Origin of the sequence: Cognatiyoonia koreensis, assembly GCF_900109295.1 — a bacterium.
Classification (GTDB): Bacteria; Pseudomonadota; Alphaproteobacteria; order Rhodobacterales; family Rhodobacteraceae; genus Cognatiyoonia; species Cognatiyoonia koreensis.
This window is the reverse complement of sequence record NZ_FOIZ01000002.1, coordinates 282,098-299,182: the sequence shown is the minus strand read 5'-3', so window position 1 is coordinate 299,182 and position 17,085 is coordinate 282,098. Positions and strand designations below refer to the sequence as shown.

Annotated in this window: 9 protein-coding genes; 7 read left to right on the top strand and 2 right to left on the bottom strand. The window is 56.5% G+C overall.

All coding sequences use genetic code 11. The annotated features are described in order from the left end of the window. The first annotated feature begins 102 nt into the window (after positions 1–102). The 7 genes from BMY44_RS13185 (at position 103) to BMY44_RS13155 (ending at position 15,511) form a co-directional block, all read left to right on the top strand. On the top strand, positions 103–5,421 hold the full coding sequence (locus tag BMY44_RS13185; RefSeq protein WP_131801609.1) for a beta strand repeat-containing protein: 5,319 nt from the start codon (positions 103–105) through the stop codon (positions 5,419–5,421). Between the two features lie 103 nt (positions 5,422–5,524). Beyond that, positions 5,525–6,856, top strand: coding sequence for a type VI secretion system baseplate subunit TssK (tssK, locus tag BMY44_RS13180; RefSeq protein WP_089995676.1), 1,332 nt, complete (start codon positions 5,525–5,527; stop codon positions 6,854–6,856). Beyond that, a complete protein-coding gene (icmH, locus tag BMY44_RS13175; RefSeq protein WP_089995674.1) occupies positions 6,856–8,382 on the top strand; it encodes a type IVB secretion system protein IcmH/DotU in 1,527 nt (508 codons plus the stop codon). The genes tssK and icmH overlap by 1 nt, the downstream gene beginning before the upstream one ends. Before the next feature lie 44 nt (positions 8,383–8,426). Further along, entirely contained in the window at positions 8,427–11,999 is a 3,573-nt protein-coding gene (gene tssM, locus BMY44_RS13170; protein ID WP_242650565.1) for a type VI secretion system membrane subunit TssM, read from the top strand. Positions 12,000–12,003: 4 nt separating this feature from the next. Next, positions 12,004–12,732 (top strand): type VI secretion system-associated protein TagF, encoded by a 729-nt coding sequence (gene tagF, locus BMY44_RS13165; protein WP_089995668.1) that lies wholly within the window; start codon positions 12,004–12,006, stop codon positions 12,730–12,732. Positions 12,733–12,737: 5 nt separating this feature from the next. Further along, entirely contained in the window at positions 12,738–13,502 is a 765-nt protein-coding gene (locus tag BMY44_RS13160; protein WP_089995665.1) for a PP2C family protein-serine/threonine phosphatase, read from the top strand. After that, a complete protein-coding gene (locus tag BMY44_RS13155) occupies positions 13,502–15,511 on the top strand; it encodes a serine/threonine protein kinase (RefSeq protein ID WP_089995660.1) in 2,010 nt (669 codons plus the stop codon). The genes BMY44_RS13160 and BMY44_RS13155 overlap by 1 nt, the downstream gene beginning before the upstream one ends. Here BMY44_RS13155 and BMY44_RS13150 read toward each other — a convergent pair. After that, entirely contained in the window at positions 15,508–16,683 is a 1,176-nt protein-coding gene (locus BMY44_RS13150; protein WP_089995657.1) for a hypothetical protein, read from the bottom strand. The two genes, BMY44_RS13155 and BMY44_RS13150, sit on opposite strands and share 4 nt — an antisense overlap. Further along, entirely contained in the window at positions 16,680–17,084 is a 405-nt protein-coding gene (locus tag BMY44_RS13145) for a biopolymer transporter ExbD (RefSeq protein WP_089995654.1), read from the bottom strand. The genes BMY44_RS13150 and BMY44_RS13145 overlap by 4 nt, the downstream gene beginning before the upstream one ends. Position 17,085 lies beyond the last annotated feature (1 nt).

Here is a 17,085-nt window from a genome sequence, read left to right as displayed (position 1 = left end):
TCTTTTTCGAGACGGCAGCGTGACCTCGGGGCACGTCTTGGTTGCAATGGATTAGCTAACTCCTAAGATGCTGCTAAATTTACCTCCTTTCAGGTTTTTATCATGCACACTGTTCCCTCCTCGCGCCTGGCTCTCACCCGCAAATCGCGGCTCAATTCCTCGACTGCGATCAGCATGGTGCTGGTTACAGCGACGATCTTGGGGGGCGCGACGACGGCATTCGCCCAAGCGGACCTGACGATCGATACCAGCGTCTCGACCGACTGGGATGAGGATGGTCCGGGTCCAGAAACAGAAAACTGGTTCGATGGGATCGGTCTGACGTCGTTCAATGATGGGGACAATGTTACCTTTGACAGCAATGGTACCCAGATAACCCTGAAAGAGGACCTGATCGGACGGACCATCACATTCAACGCAGCGTCTGGCGAATTCGAAATCGTCGAAGATGACGGTGACCAGGAAATTATGGTTTCCGATAGCTTTGATCTTGAGATCAACGTGTTGAGTGGAACAGCGGCGCTGAATGTGGATGTGCGTTCCGTGGACGGATTCAACAATCCCACCGACGAGGTTGTCGCGATCAACCGTGGTGCCGGGGCCACTGGTGAACTGACCTCGTTTGAGGACTTCTTTACCGATGTTGAAGTTTACGGTGGCACGTTCACGCTGGAATCCGACGGTGGTAGCATGAACGGCAGCACGAAAGAGGCGCTGCGCGTCTTTGGCGGGCAGGTCAACATCAATGACGGTGCCGTGGTTGTCGGTGGTTTGCGCATTCAGGATGGCGGCACACTGGACAATAATGCCGGTGGCGAAATCCGACAGATTGCGCGGGTCCGCGAGAACGGCACGCTGAACGCCAATGGCGGTGTATTCGAAAGCAATATTCTGGTCGACGGATCAGGCGCTGTCGCGAACATCAACGCCAATACGTCGGCTGACGTCGACATGGAAGAAGGCACGTTGACGGTCAACGACACCTTCACACTGACCGGCGACATTGATCTGAACGGCGGTACCGTCATCAACAACGAAACCATTGATGGCGAAATCGACATGGATGGTGGCGTGCTGACGAATGCGGCAGGATCAAACATCACCGGTCGCGTCGATCTGGACGGTGGTACGATCAACGCCGATGGCGGAACCTTTGACGACGATATCGATGCAGATGGTGGTCGGATCAACGTGAATGTTACGCAAGATCTGCAGATATTGAACGATACGAACAACGGCAGCGATATTCGTGTTGGTGCCGGTGTGGAGTTGCAGGGCGATTTTACAAACGAGTCCGGCAGTCTGTCTGTCGCCGCAACTGGATCTGTGGCGGAGGAAATCATCCTAAACGGCGGCACAGTCAATGCGGACGGCGGCACGTTTAGCAATGGTATCCAGCTGAACGATGGTACGTTGAGCATCAATGCCAACATGACCGAAGATTTTCTGAACGATAATTCGACCGACATTATCGTCACGAACGGTGCGACGCTGACAGGTACTGTTATGAACACAGGTACCACTGCCACGGTCGGCGCATCAACTGGCGGTGACATCGCTGGACTGGTGACCTTGGATGCAGGGTCCGTGATCGCTGATGGCGGTACGTTCAGCGGTGGCCTTGATTTGAACGCTGGCACTGTCGAGGTCACCGGTGACCTGACAGATGCCCTGACCAATGACGCAGAGACTGTGATCAATGTTCAAAACGGTGGTGATATTCAATCTGCGGTCGCAAATACCAGTGCAGACGCTGTCATCAACAATTTCACCGGCGGAAGCATCACGGGTGTAGTGACAATGACTGACGGCACGTTGAATGCCGAAGGTGGAACATTCGGTCCCGGAAGCGTCCTGTTTCAAGGCGGTGACGTAAATATTAACGAAGCAACCACCCTTGATGTCTTTAACCAAGGGTCCCGCGTGACAGTGAATGCGCAGCTGACAGACGATGTGGTCAATGACAGCGGAACATTCGTAAACAACGACGTCGTCAACGGGACTGTGACTGTCGATGGTGGACGTTTTGAGCAGGACGCGGGTAGTGTCACAGGCCTTGTCACACTGAATGACGGTCGCATTGTTGTCGAGGACGGTACTTTTACAGCTGGGCTTGACGCCGACGGCGGTTCAGTCGGCATTACAGGTCTGTTGACCGGTGACATCAATGCGAATGGGTCCGACGTTTCGATCGCAACCGCGGGTGAGGTTGCCGGCGACATTATCACGGACAACGCAACGATGCGCCTACGCGGCACCTTGACCGGCGCATTGCGTGTCGATGGCGGCGAGGCCGACATCACCGGCGAAATCACGGAAACACTGACGCAGGAAGGTGGCCTCACGCGCGTTTTCGACGGTGCTGAAATCGATGGTGAGACATCTGTAAATGGCGGCGCACTTGTTGCGCGCGGCGGCACTTTTAACTCTGACGTAAACATCGACGGCGGCGGCCGTATTTATATCAATGACAGCAGCACACAGTCCGGCGATGTTTTTGCCGTTGTGCGCAATCAGGGTGGCCGTGTCTTTATTCGTGATGGTGGTGATCTGAACGGTCAGCTGGCAAACGAAACCGGAAATACATCCTTGCGCGGTCGTGTGACAGGAACGATGGACATTTCCGGCGGCACCGTAACTGCCCGCGATGCGGCCCGCGTCACATCCGATACCAATGTGAGTGGGTCCGGTACACTTGTTGTCGCGCGGGGTGTCTTTTCAAACCGCGTACGCGCGACAGGTGGCGGAACTGTCGAGACGACCGGAACAATGACGGGCGATATCGAAAATGATGGTGGCGTCCTTGATCTTGGCGCAACGATCAACGGCAGCGTTTCGAACGAGGAAGGTAGTGCCGTTTCCAACGCTACGATTAACGACACATTGTCCATCACTGGAGGCGATTTCCTGCAGACTGGCGGTGAGGTCACGGGCCAGACCACAGTGGATGGTGGTGATCTGACGGCGAGCGGTGGATCGTTCTCTGGCGGTATCGACGCTGAGTCAGGTCTTGTATCAATCACTGGTAACGTCGACACGGAGGAGCTGACCGTCGACGGTGGAGATTTGTTGGTTTCAGCAGCAGGCATCCTTCAGGGCGACGTTGACTATGATGGCGGTTCGATGCTGATCGCAGGCACCGTTGATGGTGACGTCGCGATTTCTGATCTTGGTGCTCGTACCGTAGTGGGATCGGAAGTGACGGGACGCGTCGTTCTGTCGGATGGGCGTATCGATGCTGATGGCGGCACTTTTGGTGATGGCATTCGCAATAACGGTGGGCGTGTCGTCGTTGGCGATGCCACAACAGGCGATATCCGCAACAATTCCGGTACATTTGTACTCCGCACGGTTGCGACGCTGGACGGCGATCTGCGCAACAATGACAGCGCACTTCATAACGGAGAACTGACAGGAAACGTAACTAATTCAGGCGCTTACCGTGCCAATGGTGTGACCAATGGTGCCGTTACGAATGAAGATGGTGGCGAATACAACGTGGTTGCTGCTGCTGAAATTACGGGCGGCCTTACGAATGAATCTGGCGGCCAGGTCAATCTTGAAGGAACTCTTGCATCTGACCTCGTCAATGAACTGGGTGGCGAAGTGAACTTCGACAGCGCAACGCTGGATGGCAGTCTGACCAATTTGGGCACCGTGTTCAGTGACGGCAATTCCTTTGTTACCGGTGACTCTGTCAATGACGGGACCATTACAATCAACACCGGAACTCTGACGTTCCAGGGGGTGTTCCAGAACAACAGCCCCAACACTCTGAACGTTGAAGAAGGTGCGACTGTCACTGCAGACGGTTTTGTGAACGGTGTAGACGGTCGGATCGTGAATGCGGGCACGTTGTTGGGCGATATCATCAACAATGGTGTCATCGAGAGCAATGGAGGCATTTTCTCTGGATCGCTTGATAATAGCGGCGACATTGGTGTTGAAGGTGAGTCCGATCTGACGTTCTCGGGCGGCCTTGTGAACAATGGCCTGGTCGATCTGACAGGTGACGGCAATACGAACAACGTGCTGACGGTCGGTGGAACCGGCCTGTCTGGTAGCGGTCGATATATCCTGGACATCAATCTGGAGGATGAGGCCGGTGGCCTTGGCCAGAGCGATTATATTATCGCGGAAGCCGGCGCGCCAGTAACGGGCAATCTTGAGTTTTCATTCAACGTGATTGCTGAAGGTGGTCAACAGTTTGCGGATATTCCAATCCTCATCGTCGATCCTGATGCGGACAACAGCTTTACGTTTTCACCTACCAACGTCACCGATCCCGGCGATGCTGTAATCTATTCCATCTTGCGTGATAACAGCACTGGCAATCTTGTCGTCACTGACCTGTTGAACCCGGGTGTTGGTGCACTGGCGGGAAGCGTCGTTCTGTCGCAATCGCTGATCGGATCTGTCATCAACCGTCCTTCCAGCCCGTTCGTCAACGGACTGGCATATGACGACGAGAATCCGTGTGGCTTTGGCGGCTGGGCGCGTGCCATTGGCGGGTCTGCTGATGCGAATGGCCGGATTGACCAAGTGAACGATGCCGCGGGTAACGTTTCGTTTGAGAGCGAGATTTCTGCTAACTACTACGGTTTCCAGGTTGGCGGTGACTATGCCTGCTTCAACGGCTTCTACAAAGGCTGGGACATCGCCGGTGGTGGTATTGCCGGTATTAACCAAGGGTCTTCCAGCCAGCCGATCTTTGCCTTCGACCCCAATTCCGAGACTGGTTCCAGCGATGCGCTTATCGCCACAACCAACGTCGATTTTACCCAGACCTATGCGGGTATCTATGCGACGGCGGTGCGTGATCGTTTTGCGGCTGAACTGCAGTACCGGATCGAAACCACCGACTTTGAAGCAAACAACGATGCAACTGGCAGCCTCGCTCTGACCGACACCACGTTCGGCAGTGACTCCAGCACATTCAGTGGTTCGTTCAGCTATGCCCTGTCGGTTCCGAATACGGAGCTGTCTTTTGTGCCTGTTGCCGGTTTCGCCTATACACAGATTTCGCCTGAAGAGATTTCCTTTGATGACGGTGGTACTGTGCAGATTGAGGACTTTACCTCCGAAGTCGTCTTTGTGGGCGGAACATTGTCGCGCACGAAGTTCGGTGAGGACGGAACAACAGCTTTGAACCAGTTCGTCACGGCGACTTACTACAACGAAATGGCGGATGATCCTGTATCAAATTATGTATCAGACGATGGTCTGAACCGGTTCGAGGTCACCACCGAGAACTTGGGTGCCTATACGGAACTCAGTGCCGGTCTGAACTACGTCAAGATTCTGGATGTCGGGAACCCGGTGAATGGCAAGCAGCTGAGTGCCAGCGCGCGCGCCGACGTTCGTGTCAGTGACCAGCTGGAAAGCTGGGGTCTGACGGCGCAGATTCGCCTGCAGTTCTGATGAAGAAAAACGGTGTGTTGCCTTGACCGCATGCGGTCAAGGCCGCACTCTTTTTACAGGGTATCGATCCCATGACCCGACGATCTAAAAAGTTAGGATAGCAATGTCTTGGTTTAGCAAAGTTGCTTGGAAAGAAGGGCTGTTTATGCAGCCCCAGCACTTGCAGCAGAGTGATCGCTACCTCGAAAAGCTGATCCAGTCCCGCACCGAAGTGATTACCCCATACCCTTGGGGCCTATCAGAGATGACTGTTGATCGTGACATGGCCCAGCAAGGTCGTTTTGGATTGCGTACCGTCACTGGTATCATGCCGGACGGTACGCCATTCGATGCTCCGAATGCTGCTGATTTGCCAATACCCGTCGAAGTGCCCAAGGACGCCAAGGGCCTCTATATCTGGCTGACCCTTCCTGATCTGAGCCAGAACGGCCGCGATGTCGGTCTTGGTCCTGATGCGGCGACCACCCGTTATGTTTTGGCCAGCGATACCGTCGCAGACAACGCAGCGGGTAGCCGCGTGGAACATCAGATCGAAACCGCCGTGCCACGTCTGGAACTTGACGTGCGCAAGACACCCAAGAAGGGCTATCAGTGCCTCCGGATTGCCCGCATCAACGAAGTGCGTGATGGTGTGATTTCGTTGGACGATACGGTCCCGCCGCCTGCATTGGTGTTGGCGGTTCATCCCGTGGTGGAAGGGTATCTATCCCGCGTCATCGGCTGGATTGAAGCCAAGCTGGGAAGTCTTGCCCGATATGCGGCTGACCCGTCCTCTGGTGGCGGTATGCAGGCAAATGACTATTTGATGCTGATGACCTTGAACCGAGAGATCACGGTCCTGCGTCACCTGGCCAATAGCCGCGCCGTTCATCCAGAACGTCTTTACACGCAGTTGATCGGTTTGGCTGGTGAGCTGGCGACATTTGATAACGCCGAGCGAATGGCGCGCGAATACGCCCCGTACGACCAAGGTGATCACAAGGAAACCTTCACGCCAGTCGTGCAAGACATCCAGCGCTTCCTGAGCCGTGATGTGGGCCGTGCGGTCCGTCTTAACCTGCAGCAGGTTCGCCAGAATTCCTATCTGGCAGAGGTCACAGACAGAAACTTGTTCCGCGATGCGACCTTCGTCATTGAAGTGGCAACAGGCAAGCCGCTCACTCAGGTGCAGCAGCAGTTTCCGGAGCTTTGCAAGGTCGGACCAAACACGCGGATGTCCGAAATCGTGAACAATAACCTGCCCGGTATCAGTCTGGTGCATCTGCCTAATCCACCGCGTCAGATACGTGTGGTATCTTCGAATGTGTATTTCTTGCTCGAGAAGAAAACGGCCCTGTGGCAAGAGTTTTCGACTGCACCGGCCATCGGCATGCACTTTGCCGGTGATTGGCCCGAGTTGAAACTGGAGCTTTGGGCCATACCGGAGAAAGCGTAATGTCAGACGACGACAAGACGGTCTTTGGGGGAAAACTGCCGGGTGTCAAACCGCCTGCGCAGGACAATGACCGTACTGTCATCGGTGGAGCGCTGCCACCTGTGCAACCTGGCGGCTTCGGGCGTCCTGCTCAGCCGAGCACTGGCAATACGTGGCTTGGCGGTCCTGTCCAACAACCTGCACCAGCGCCACAAAGCCCGATCGGGCGGCCTGCTGGTGGCCAGCAAGAAGGCTTCTTCCCGCAGATTCCGCAAGAAAGCCAGCCGCAAGCTGCACCGATGTCCGGCCCGAAAATTTCGCTGAATGAAGCGTTGCGCGCCAAGGGGCTGGGCAAAGGTGGCCCGTCAAACCCGCTATTGGCGGCTGCCGCAAACCTGCTGATCTTGTTCGGGCGTCTGCGCACCGGCATGGTTGAAATGCAGGCTGTTCCGCTGATGGAACATGTCACACGCGAGATTGACCAGTTCGAGCGTAACGCCGTACAAGCGGGTGCCGACCCCCATGAAGCGCAGGTCGGCAAATACGCGCTGTGCGGCACAGCAGACGATATTGTCCAGAACCTGCCGGGGGCGGACAAGGGTGTCTGGATCCAATACTCAATGGTGGCCCGCTTCTTCCAGAAGCGCGATTCCGGCGTCGGCTTTTTCCAAGAAGCCGAGAAGGCGATGCAGGCTCCTGGTCAACGCTTCAACTTGCTTGAACTCATGCTGGTCTGTCTGTCGCTGGGCTTTGAAGGCCAGTATCGCACGCTGCCAAATGGATCAGTCGAGTTGGCCCGCATACGTTCCGCAATCTACGAGACCCTGCGCCGTGTGCATCCACGCCCTGACGAAGATATCTCTGTCAGTTGGACTGCTGTTCCGCTGGCCGGAAAGCGTAAATTCGGCGGCTTGCCGCTTTGGATATTTGCCAGCATCGCCGCCGTGCTGGTTGTGGCCACCTTCGCCGGGCTATCGACGCTCATCGCGCGCGATGGTGGACAGGTCGTTTCGAACTTCAACACGATGCATCCGAACGCCAGCCGCATTTCGCTTGTCCGTCCGGTCGTCGTGGAACAGTTCACCGCGCCCGTTGATACCACGCAGCTCGATCGAATTTCCGGAAAGTTGTCAGAGCAAATCGCCAATGGCTCCGTCGAGGTTGGTGAAAAGGGCAACTACATCTTTGTCCGCGTCGGCAACGCCTTGTTGTTCGGCACTGGCAGCGCCGAAGTGAAACCGGAATTCGAAGCATTGGCCGGTGAAATCGCTGCAGTGTTGGATTCCGAACCCGGCCCGATCCTTGTACAGGGTTTCACCGATAATATCCCGATGTCAGGTCGTGGCCGCTACAAGAGCAATCAGGAGCTTTCGGACGCCCGCGCCACCAGCGTGGCTAACAAGCTGCTGGAATACATGAGCGATGCGGAGAGGGTCACGATTGAAGGGCGTGGCGAGGCCAGCCCGATCGGAGACAATAGCACCCCGGAGGGGCGCGCCCAAAATCGTCGCGTCGAAGTTCTGCTAGCACGTGAGGGCACGTATTGAACGTCTTTCGTTACCTTCTCCGGTTTATGCGGTGGCGTCCATGGATGCGCATTCCGGCAATCATTATCGGACTTATCTGTCTGATTTGCGCGATCTGGTTCGGCTTGCCGATGACCGGTGTCGGCTTTTTGTCGACGGTCTGGCTGCGGACCACATTGATCGGCCTGATCATCGGCACAATCCTGGTCATGATGTTCTTCAAGTGGCGTGCGCGCCGCAAGAAGGCGAAAGAACTTGAAGATGCGCTGATCCCCGCAGAGCCCGAAGGCGATGGCAAGATTTTGTCAGAACGGATGCAATCTGCCCTTGCGACGTTGAAGAAATCCGGTGGCAGCGCTTATCTTTATGATCTGCCCTGGTACGTCATTATCGGACCTCCAGGTGCTGGTAAGACAACTGCTTTGCAGAATTCCGGTATCGAGTTTCCGCTGGCGCAGAAAGACGATGACGGTGTCGTTGAAGGGTTCGGGGGCACCCGCTATTGCGACTGGTGGTTTGCAGAAGACGCGGTGATGATCGACACTGCCGGCCGCTACACTACTCAGGACAGTGACAAGACTGCCGATGAAAGTAGCTGGAAATCGTTCCTTGAACTGCTGAAGAAAGCCAGACCAAGTCAGCCAATCAATGGTATCATTCTAGCGTTTTCGGTCGAAGATATGATGACCGGGACGGAGGAGAGCCTCACCCGTCACGCGGAAACGGTGCGTGCCCGCCTTGCCGAAGTCCACGAGGCGCTGCGCGTGGATTTCCCTGTTTATGTCCTGTTCACCAAAGCAGATCTGATTTCAGGATTCCGCGAATACTTTTCGAGCTTCAACATCAACCGCCGCAAGAACGTCTGGGGCGTGACCTTCCAGACCAAGGATCGCAAGGAGCAGACGCACGAAAGTGTGCCAACCGAATTCGACAAGCTTGTGTCCCGTTTGTCCGACGAAGTGATTGACCGCCTGAGCGAAGAACCAGACGGCATCAGCCGTGTCGCGATTTTCGGACTGCCGGGTCAAATGGCATTGCTGCGCGACAATGTCAGCGATTTCCTGCGTCGCGTATTTGAGCCAACCCGCTATAAGTCCAACGCCATTTTGCGTGGGTTCTATTTCACGTCAGGGACGCAAGAAGGCACACCAATTGATCAGGTGCTGGGTGCGATGGCTCGCAACGAAGGTGCCGCCGGTGCCTTTGCGCCGTCTTTCATGTCAGGGCAGGGCAAGAGCTTTTTCATTCATGACCTGCTGAAGCGTGTCATTTTCGAAGAACGTGACTGGGTCAGCCATGATGTGCGTGCTGTGCGCCGTCAGGCGATCATGCGTGGTCTGGGATTGTCTGTTATTGGAATAACAACTGCTGGAGTGCTGGCGGCCTTGGGCTTTAGTTATTGGCTGAACCGCGATCTGGTGAATACCGCCCGCACCGAAGGCGAGACCTATGCGCGCCAGGCCAACACGGAAATCCTGCGCACCGAGATCGAAGACCGCGATCTTGATCCCATCCTTCCCCATCTTGAACGTCTGCGCACCATGCCTGCCGGGTATGGTACGACAGCAGAGGCGACGATCTGGGAGGGGTTCGGCCTGAGCCAGCGCGACCGCGTGCAGGCGTCGACTACGAATGCTTATTCGGATGCTTTAGAACAGATGTTGCGGCCTCGTCTGCTTCTAGACGTCGAACGGCGTCTGCAGGAAATCCGAAACACTGGCGAGCCGGCCGAAATCTACCGTGCGCTCAAAGTGTATATGCTGCTGGGCGGTCAGGGCGAGCGTGAAGACAACGAAGCTGTCATTGCTTGGTTCGATGACACTTGGCGCGAAACCTTTACGGGACGCGAGGGGCTGACAAAGCGTGAACAGCTTGGTCGGCATCTTGAAGCGATGTTAAACCTCGATGACACGCGCGAGATTTCCGTCACCATCGACGAAAATGCGGTCGAAACCGCGCGTGACGCGATCGTTCGCATGTCCGTTGCCGATCAGGCCTATGCCCTGATTTCCGACAAGGCGAAGGCTTCAGGAATGAGTGATTTCAACCTCGTTGAACGCACCGGATCTGAAAGTGTGAAGGTCTTTATCACGACGGATGAACGTGACCTGACCGAGATCGGCGTGCCTGCCCTTTATACCTACGAAGGTTATTGGGGCTTTTTCTTTGACCAATTGGATGTCGTGCGAGACCGTTTGGTCGAAGACAAATGGGTTTTGGGTGAGCAAGCGTCAGACGTTGATTTCGATGCGCAGCTGGCTGGTTTGGATCAGGCACTTCATTCGCGCTATACCCGAGATTTCGTCGCTGCGTGGGATGAAATGTTTGCAAGCGTCAAACTCGCGAACTTGTCTGCCGATAAGCCGCGCTATGATGCACTGGGTGCTGCTGCCGGCGATAATTCGCCCTTGTTGCGTCTGGCCGAGGCGGTGAAAGCCGAAACACGCTTGACGCGCGAACTGGAAGAATTGGACGGTTTGGATGCTTCTTCACTTTTGGGTGGCGGTGGTGGTGAAGGTGGTGCTGAAGGCGTCGCAACCGATGTTGGCGGTGCCATCGCATCGCGCTTCCGCAGTCGCTCATCCGGCGTGCAGCGCATGTTGCTTGATGCGATGGCCAATCAGGCCAAGGATCAGGTTCGTGTGAACGGGTCAAGTGGCGGCATGACGGCCCCGCTGGAACGTATCGAGGCACAGTTTGAAAAATGGTATGAAGTGCTCGACGGTCCGATGGATGCCACGGCGATGGACGCTTTGCAGGACAAGCTGGGTGAAATCCTTGGATATCTCACTCTTGCGGAAACCAATCCCGAGCAGGCCGCACAGTTCATGCCGCAGGCGTTGAGTGCGTTGATCGGCCAGACCTCACGCTATCCTGCGAAGATCCAGGAGATGATCGACGACGCCTATAATGACTTTCAGGAAGAGGCGACTGACGCGACGCTAGCCGAGATGAACCGCGCTCTCGCAAATGACATTACGTTCTCATGCCGCGAGAACATCACCGCTTACTACCCATTCCGCGACACCGATCGCGAAGTGTCCATTGCGGCCTTCGGCAATTTCTTCGGCCCCGGTGGCGACATGGATACGTTCTACTCCACCTATCTGGCGCGACACGTCATTCGTACGGCTGATGGGTTGGCAATTGATGAATCAAGCTCTCTGGCAGACAGGATATCTCCGAATGCGCTCCGCCAATTCGAACGGGCGCTGCGTATCCGCGAGGCGTTCTTTGCCGCTGGCGGCACCAGTCCGCGTGTCGATTTGTCCCTGACGCACCAGTCTTCGCATTCGTCGATCCGCCAAGCGCTTTTGACTATTGGCAGCAAGCCGATCCCAACCTTGCCAAATGATCCGCCAACTCCGATTAGCTGGCCCAATGACAGCGGGCAGGTCATGCTACAGGTTTCCCCGCCAAGCGGGCGCACCGATGCAGAAGGCTATAGCGGTAACGTCTGGTCACTGGCGCGGTTCATCCGCAGCGGTGATCCGCAGCGGGCATCTGGTAACGTCAGCCGCCGCATGTATGTTCTAGGCGGGCGCTCTATCACCTATGATATCGGGTATGATGCGGTGACGAACCCCTTCACAATGCCGGAACTGGCAGAGTTTGAATGCCCGCAAAGTTTGGATTGATCCGATGAATGTGGCCGCAGACACCATGGAACATCAGGTTCAGGACACAGCGCAAGTATCCGTTGGTGTCTTCGGAAAGCATCCGGAATTTGGCGATTTTGTTTCAACAGGTATTTCAGCGCCTTTGGTGGAATTGCTCGAACAATGGTTCGGTCACGTCATGCCAAGTCTCAAAATCGGCTGGGCAGAGGCTTGGGAAAGCAATTTTGACACGGCTCAAAGCCTGCGGTTCTGGTTCGGCCCCGATCTGACACCGGGGGGGCATGGATTTCTGGGTGTTGTTCGCACGTCGCGCGACAGGGTCGGGCGACGCTTTCCCTTGGTCGCTGCCTTGGAAGGTAGTGCCGTCCACGCGCCAGTGCAGGACCAGTCACAATCCGTGTTTGAGGCGCTGGAACAGGCGCTGGATGGCTATGTGCGCACTGATGGAAGCGACGCAAAGGAACTTGGTTCACACGTTGCCAGCGCCGTGAGCGATTTTAGTGATGCTGCAGAGACTCAACTCCGAACAAATGGATTCTGGGCTGCACGCAGTGATGGCGATATCGCCCGGCTGTGGCAGGATGCGGCCATCGCGGACCGCGACCATGCCATTCGCGGGCGGTCATATGTCTGGCGCGCGGATGCGACAAGCTCTGCTGTGTACGTCTGTCAGGGGTGGCCTGATGTGGAAGTGATCGCCTGGTTGATGGGGTATCCCCTCACTGTGGCGTCGGAAGACAAGGAAGCCTAACCCCGATGACTGTGCAAACGGATTATTTCACAATCGCGACGGCCGGTCAGACCAATACCGGTCGCGTGCGGGATCATAACGAAGACAGCTTTCTGACCCGTCCGGAATCCGGTGTATGGGTCGTTGCCGATGGTATGGGCGGTCATGACGCGGGCGACTATGCCAGCCAGACCATCACCGAGGAACTCGCCTCTGTCGGTGTTCCCATCTCTGCCGAGGATCTGCAGGCCAGATTTATGGAGCGTCTGTCCCGCGCTCACACTCGCATCGTTGAACATGCTCAGACGCTGGGTGGTGGCACCGTGGGCGCCACGCTTGTTGGGCTTCTGGCCCATGAGGACCAGTACCTGTGCATTTGGTCTGGTGATAGCCGCATCTATCTTTTGCGTGACGGCATGCTGGTCCAGCAGACCAAAGACCATACCGAGGTAAACGACCTTTTGGATGCTGGCCTGATGTCCCCGGAGGAGGCCGTTTCATGGCCCCGTCGCAACGTGATTACCCGCGCGATCGGCGTTTCCGCGAAACCGCAGTGCGATATCGTTGCCGGCCAGTTGCAACCCGGAGACGTCTTTCTTTTGTGTTCGGACGGGCTGACCGAGCATAATTCGGATGATGACATTCGCCAGACCCTAAGCACTGCTGCGTCGATGGATGCAGCTTGCGAAACCTTGATACAGATGACGTTGGACCGCGGAGCCAAGGATAATGTCACGGCGGTTGTCGTGCACTTTGCCGGTGAAGACGTACATGCGGTCGAGGTGCCCTGATGGCGGAGGGAGAAGACAAGGACCCCACCGAAGACGATCGCACCCGTATCGCGCCCCGTGAGGCCGATGCGCAGCCCGAGACGATCATTTTGCCCAAGGACACCGAGGAAGTTCCCGCCGCACCACGTCCTGATGTGACGCCGCCGCCATCGCAGGAAAAATCCGTGCCAATTCCGCCGGGCACGATGATTAACAACAACTACGAAATCAAGGAACTGATCAGCGCCGGTGGCATGGGCGAAGTGTTCCGTGGTGAGAACGCATTTACCGGCGATGCCGTCGCAATCAAGATCGTTTTGAACTCGCTTGCCAACGACGAAAAAGTCGCGGCCTTGTTCATGCGCGAGGCGAAGGTGCTGTGTCAGCTCTCTGACCAAGCCATTGTTCGCTATTACAACTTTGTCAAAGACACCAATCTGGATCGTTTTTGCCTGATCATGGAGTTCATTGACGGCGTTTCTTTGTCGGAAGAGATGCAAGAGAAGGGCGGGCTTTCCGTCGAAGCCTGTAAGGGTCTGATCCGCCGTCTCGCCAAAGGTCTCGACCGTGCGCACAGCATGGAAGTCGTTCACCGCGATCTCTCCCCTGATAACGTGATCCTGCGCGGTGGTGCCATCGATGATGCCGTTCTTATCGATTTCGGGATCGCGAAAAGCCAGACCAATGTAGAAAGCACTTTGCACGGCCAGCTTGCCGGGAAATTCAAGTATATTTCGCCGGAACAGTTGGGGCATTTTGGCGGAGAGGTCGGGCCGCGTACCGATATCTATGGCCTTGGCCTGTTGATCGCTGCCGCGGCCCGTGGCAAGCCTTTGGACATGGGCACATCCGTTGTCGAGGCTGTGAATGCCCGCCAGTCGGTCCCTGATCTAAGCGGTATTGATCCCGAACTGCAGTTTATTCTGACCAAAATGCTGCAGCCTGATCCTGCAGATCGCCCGGCGCGCATGTCCGATGTCGTCGCCCTTTTGGATGTGCCGGTTTCACAGACCACCGTGGCCCCACCACCTGCCGGACAGACGACAGCAACGTTGCAGCCTGCGACCCTTGTTCCGGGTTTGCGACAGCCGCCTGGCCGCAGTGCACCTGCAACTACGCTTTCGGGTTCACTTGAAGTCACGGGCACCAGTGCATCTGCCAGCCCATTTGGCACCACCCAGGCACCTGCAACCATTGCGCCGCAAACCATCGCACCCACCTCGCAACCGCATCCTGAACCAAAAAGCAGAGTTGGGCTGGTGATCGCGCTTTTGGCCGTTCTGGTCGGAGGTGGCAGTTACTACGGCTGGTCAACCGGCATGTTCGCCGGAGCGGATGCCACGACACCGCCGGCAACACCCACGGGGGCCACCGAGCCTACTGAAACTGTCTCAGGCCCGGATACATCGACGCGCGAGGGATTCCTTGCGGCGTGGTCTGAAGAGCCCTGTGTCTACGTGACACGCATCGCTTCTGGACCCAACAGCGGCGTCATCAGTGCGTTGTCGCAAAGCGTAGCAGACTTTGACGGATTGGCGGATCGATACGATGAGGCTTTTGGTGCCCGCCCGACTGTACAGTCACAGGAAATTACAGCTGAACAATGCCCGGCCTTGGCGCTGGCCGATAGTTTGCGTGCGCGTGGCGGACCTGCGCCAGTTCTCACACTCGACAATACAGAAATGATCAGCGGTGGCGCGATTGTGGGCCGGTTGAGCGATCGGCGCGGGCGCACGACATGGCTGGCGCTCATTTCTGCCGCTGGCGGGGTGTACAATCTGACCGACCGTCTTAGCGAAGGAGCTGACGGTAGCGCGACTTTCAGTTTTGCATTGCAGGCTGAAGCAGGGTCAGAGCCGACGCCCCAGCTTTTGATTGCAATTGCGAGTGAAAGCCCCTTGATAGCGGCAGCCGCAGCAACAGACGGCACGACTGCTGCGTCACTTTTGCCATTGATCGAAGCCGAAATTGCCGGGCGCGGGGGATCGAACGCAGGCGCGAGTATCGGTGTATTTTCGCTGTCGCCCTAACGGACGTTGAAGGGCACCATGACCATCGGTGTTTCTGTGCCCAGTTCGGACCGAAGCGAGGCAAAATAGGTTTCTGCAAGTTGGCCGTTTTCAGCATCGACGGTCGCAGGGCGCGCAGCGCTGGCAAAAGCCATCAAGACCTGACTTGTGTCACGGACAAGACCGGCGCGGTTCAGCGGCACATCGAATTGTGCAAATCCGCCACGGAACGTCAGATACTCCCCAAGTTCCTGCACGACACCGTTATCGTCCACCAGAATAAGCGTCACGTACCGCCCGCCCACGTTGCCAATGGTTCCGGTCAGATTCTCACCACTTTCAATGATTTGTGAATCAAGACTGAGAGTCAGGCGGAAGGCCGGATATGCTTCGCTTTGCCGAACGTAGTTGAGCGCGGCACATTGGCGGGCATCGACCAGAATACTGCGTTCCGCGGGCCGGGGCGTCAGGCCCGTGAGGACGGTATCAGCGAAGGCCCGCATCTGTGTATCGGTGTTTCCCAGCATCAATAGTTCCGGCGTGCCTGATCCGCCTTGTTGCGGGATTGCCAGCAGGCAGGGATCGTCAAGCTGGGCGCGAATACGCCTGATAAGCTCATTGATTTCGCCGGAAGCTTCGACGCCGCCGTTACCGTCGTTAGCCGGTGCAGCAGCGCTTGACGTCGTGTCTATCACGGGCAAACGTTCAATTGCCCCGACGCGTTCCGGTTGAACTGCGACTGTGCCTTCGCCGACGACAGTGGCCCCGCCGACGCTGATCCCTGTTTCTGCAGGCCGCAGAATGCTGGGCTCGACCGCGCCTGCGCCATCATCCGGCCCGACCGGTTCAATGGGTTCGGCGCTGACCGGTTCTGATCCATCCGGTTCGTCGCCGTTACCGGGCGACACAGGTTCAAGCGATTCAGGTTCTGCGCTCGCCAGCGTTTCGGTGGTATTGTCATTAGATTGCGGAGTTGTGCCATCGCCCTGGTTCGTCGCTGTTGTTATTGTATCGCTGCCCAGCACGATGCTTGTGACGGTAATGGGGGGTGCTTCTTCAGGGTCGGGCAGGCGCAGGCTGAGATCACCCCAGAGATCGAAGATGAAAGCAGCAGCAGCAATATGCACGACGGCTGACGCACCGACGGCTTCGCCCCAGTCAAGAACCCCGGATTGATGAATACGACGGATCATTCGCCACTGACCACGCGTCTGACAGTCACAAGCCGCATTTCTGTTTCGGCCAATTCGGGTTGCGCAAGTACTTCCATCAGTGCGGACGCTGGTGCCTCGCGGTTGACCATGACGTGCAAGATGACAGGTTCGGGCAAGTTGTTGACTGCTGTCCCAAGCAAGTCTGGCGCGACGCGTGCGCCGTCAAGTTCCCACGACCCGTCTGCGGTAATGATCAGGATTGGTGAAGGCAATTCGTCAAGGGGCAGTTCTGACGTTTCCGCCAGATCCACATCTTGTTTCGGTGGGTTCAGCAATTGTCCCGTTGCCAGAAAGAACAGGATCAGCAACAAGACGATGTTTACGATCGCGAGCGAAGTGTCCAATTGAACCGGCTGATGGGGACGGGGCAACGTGCGCATA

Coding starts and splice junctions, on each gene's coding strand:
- BMY44_RS13185 (WP_131801609.1), top strand. CDS start 103: ATGCACACTGTTCCCTCCTCGCGCCTGGCTCTCACCCGCAAATCGCGG.
- tssK (WP_089995676.1), top strand. CDS start 5,525: ATGTCTTGGTTTAGCAAAGTTGCTTGGAAAGAAGGGCTGTTTATGCAG.
- icmH (WP_089995674.1), top strand. CDS start 6,856: ATGTCAGACGACGACAAGACGGTCTTTGGGGGAAAACTGCCGGGTGTC.
- tssM (WP_242650565.1), top strand. CDS start 8,427: ATGCGCATTCCGGCAATCATTATCGGACTTATCTGTCTGATTTGCGCG.
- tagF (WP_089995668.1), top strand. CDS start 12,004: ATGAATGTGGCCGCAGACACCATGGAACATCAGGTTCAGGACACAGCG.
- BMY44_RS13160 (WP_089995665.1), top strand. CDS start 12,738: ATGACTGTGCAAACGGATTATTTCACAATCGCGACGGCCGGTCAGACC.
- BMY44_RS13155 (WP_089995660.1), top strand. CDS start 13,502: ATGGCGGAGGGAGAAGACAAGGACCCCACCGAAGACGATCGCACCCGT.
- BMY44_RS13150 (WP_089995657.1), bottom strand. CDS start 16,683: ATGATCCGTCGTATTCATCAATCCGGGGTTCTTGACTGGGGCGAAGCC.
- BMY44_RS13145 (WP_089995654.1), bottom strand. CDS start 17,084: ATGCGCACGTTGCCCCGTCCCCATCAGCCGGTTCAATTGGACACTTCG.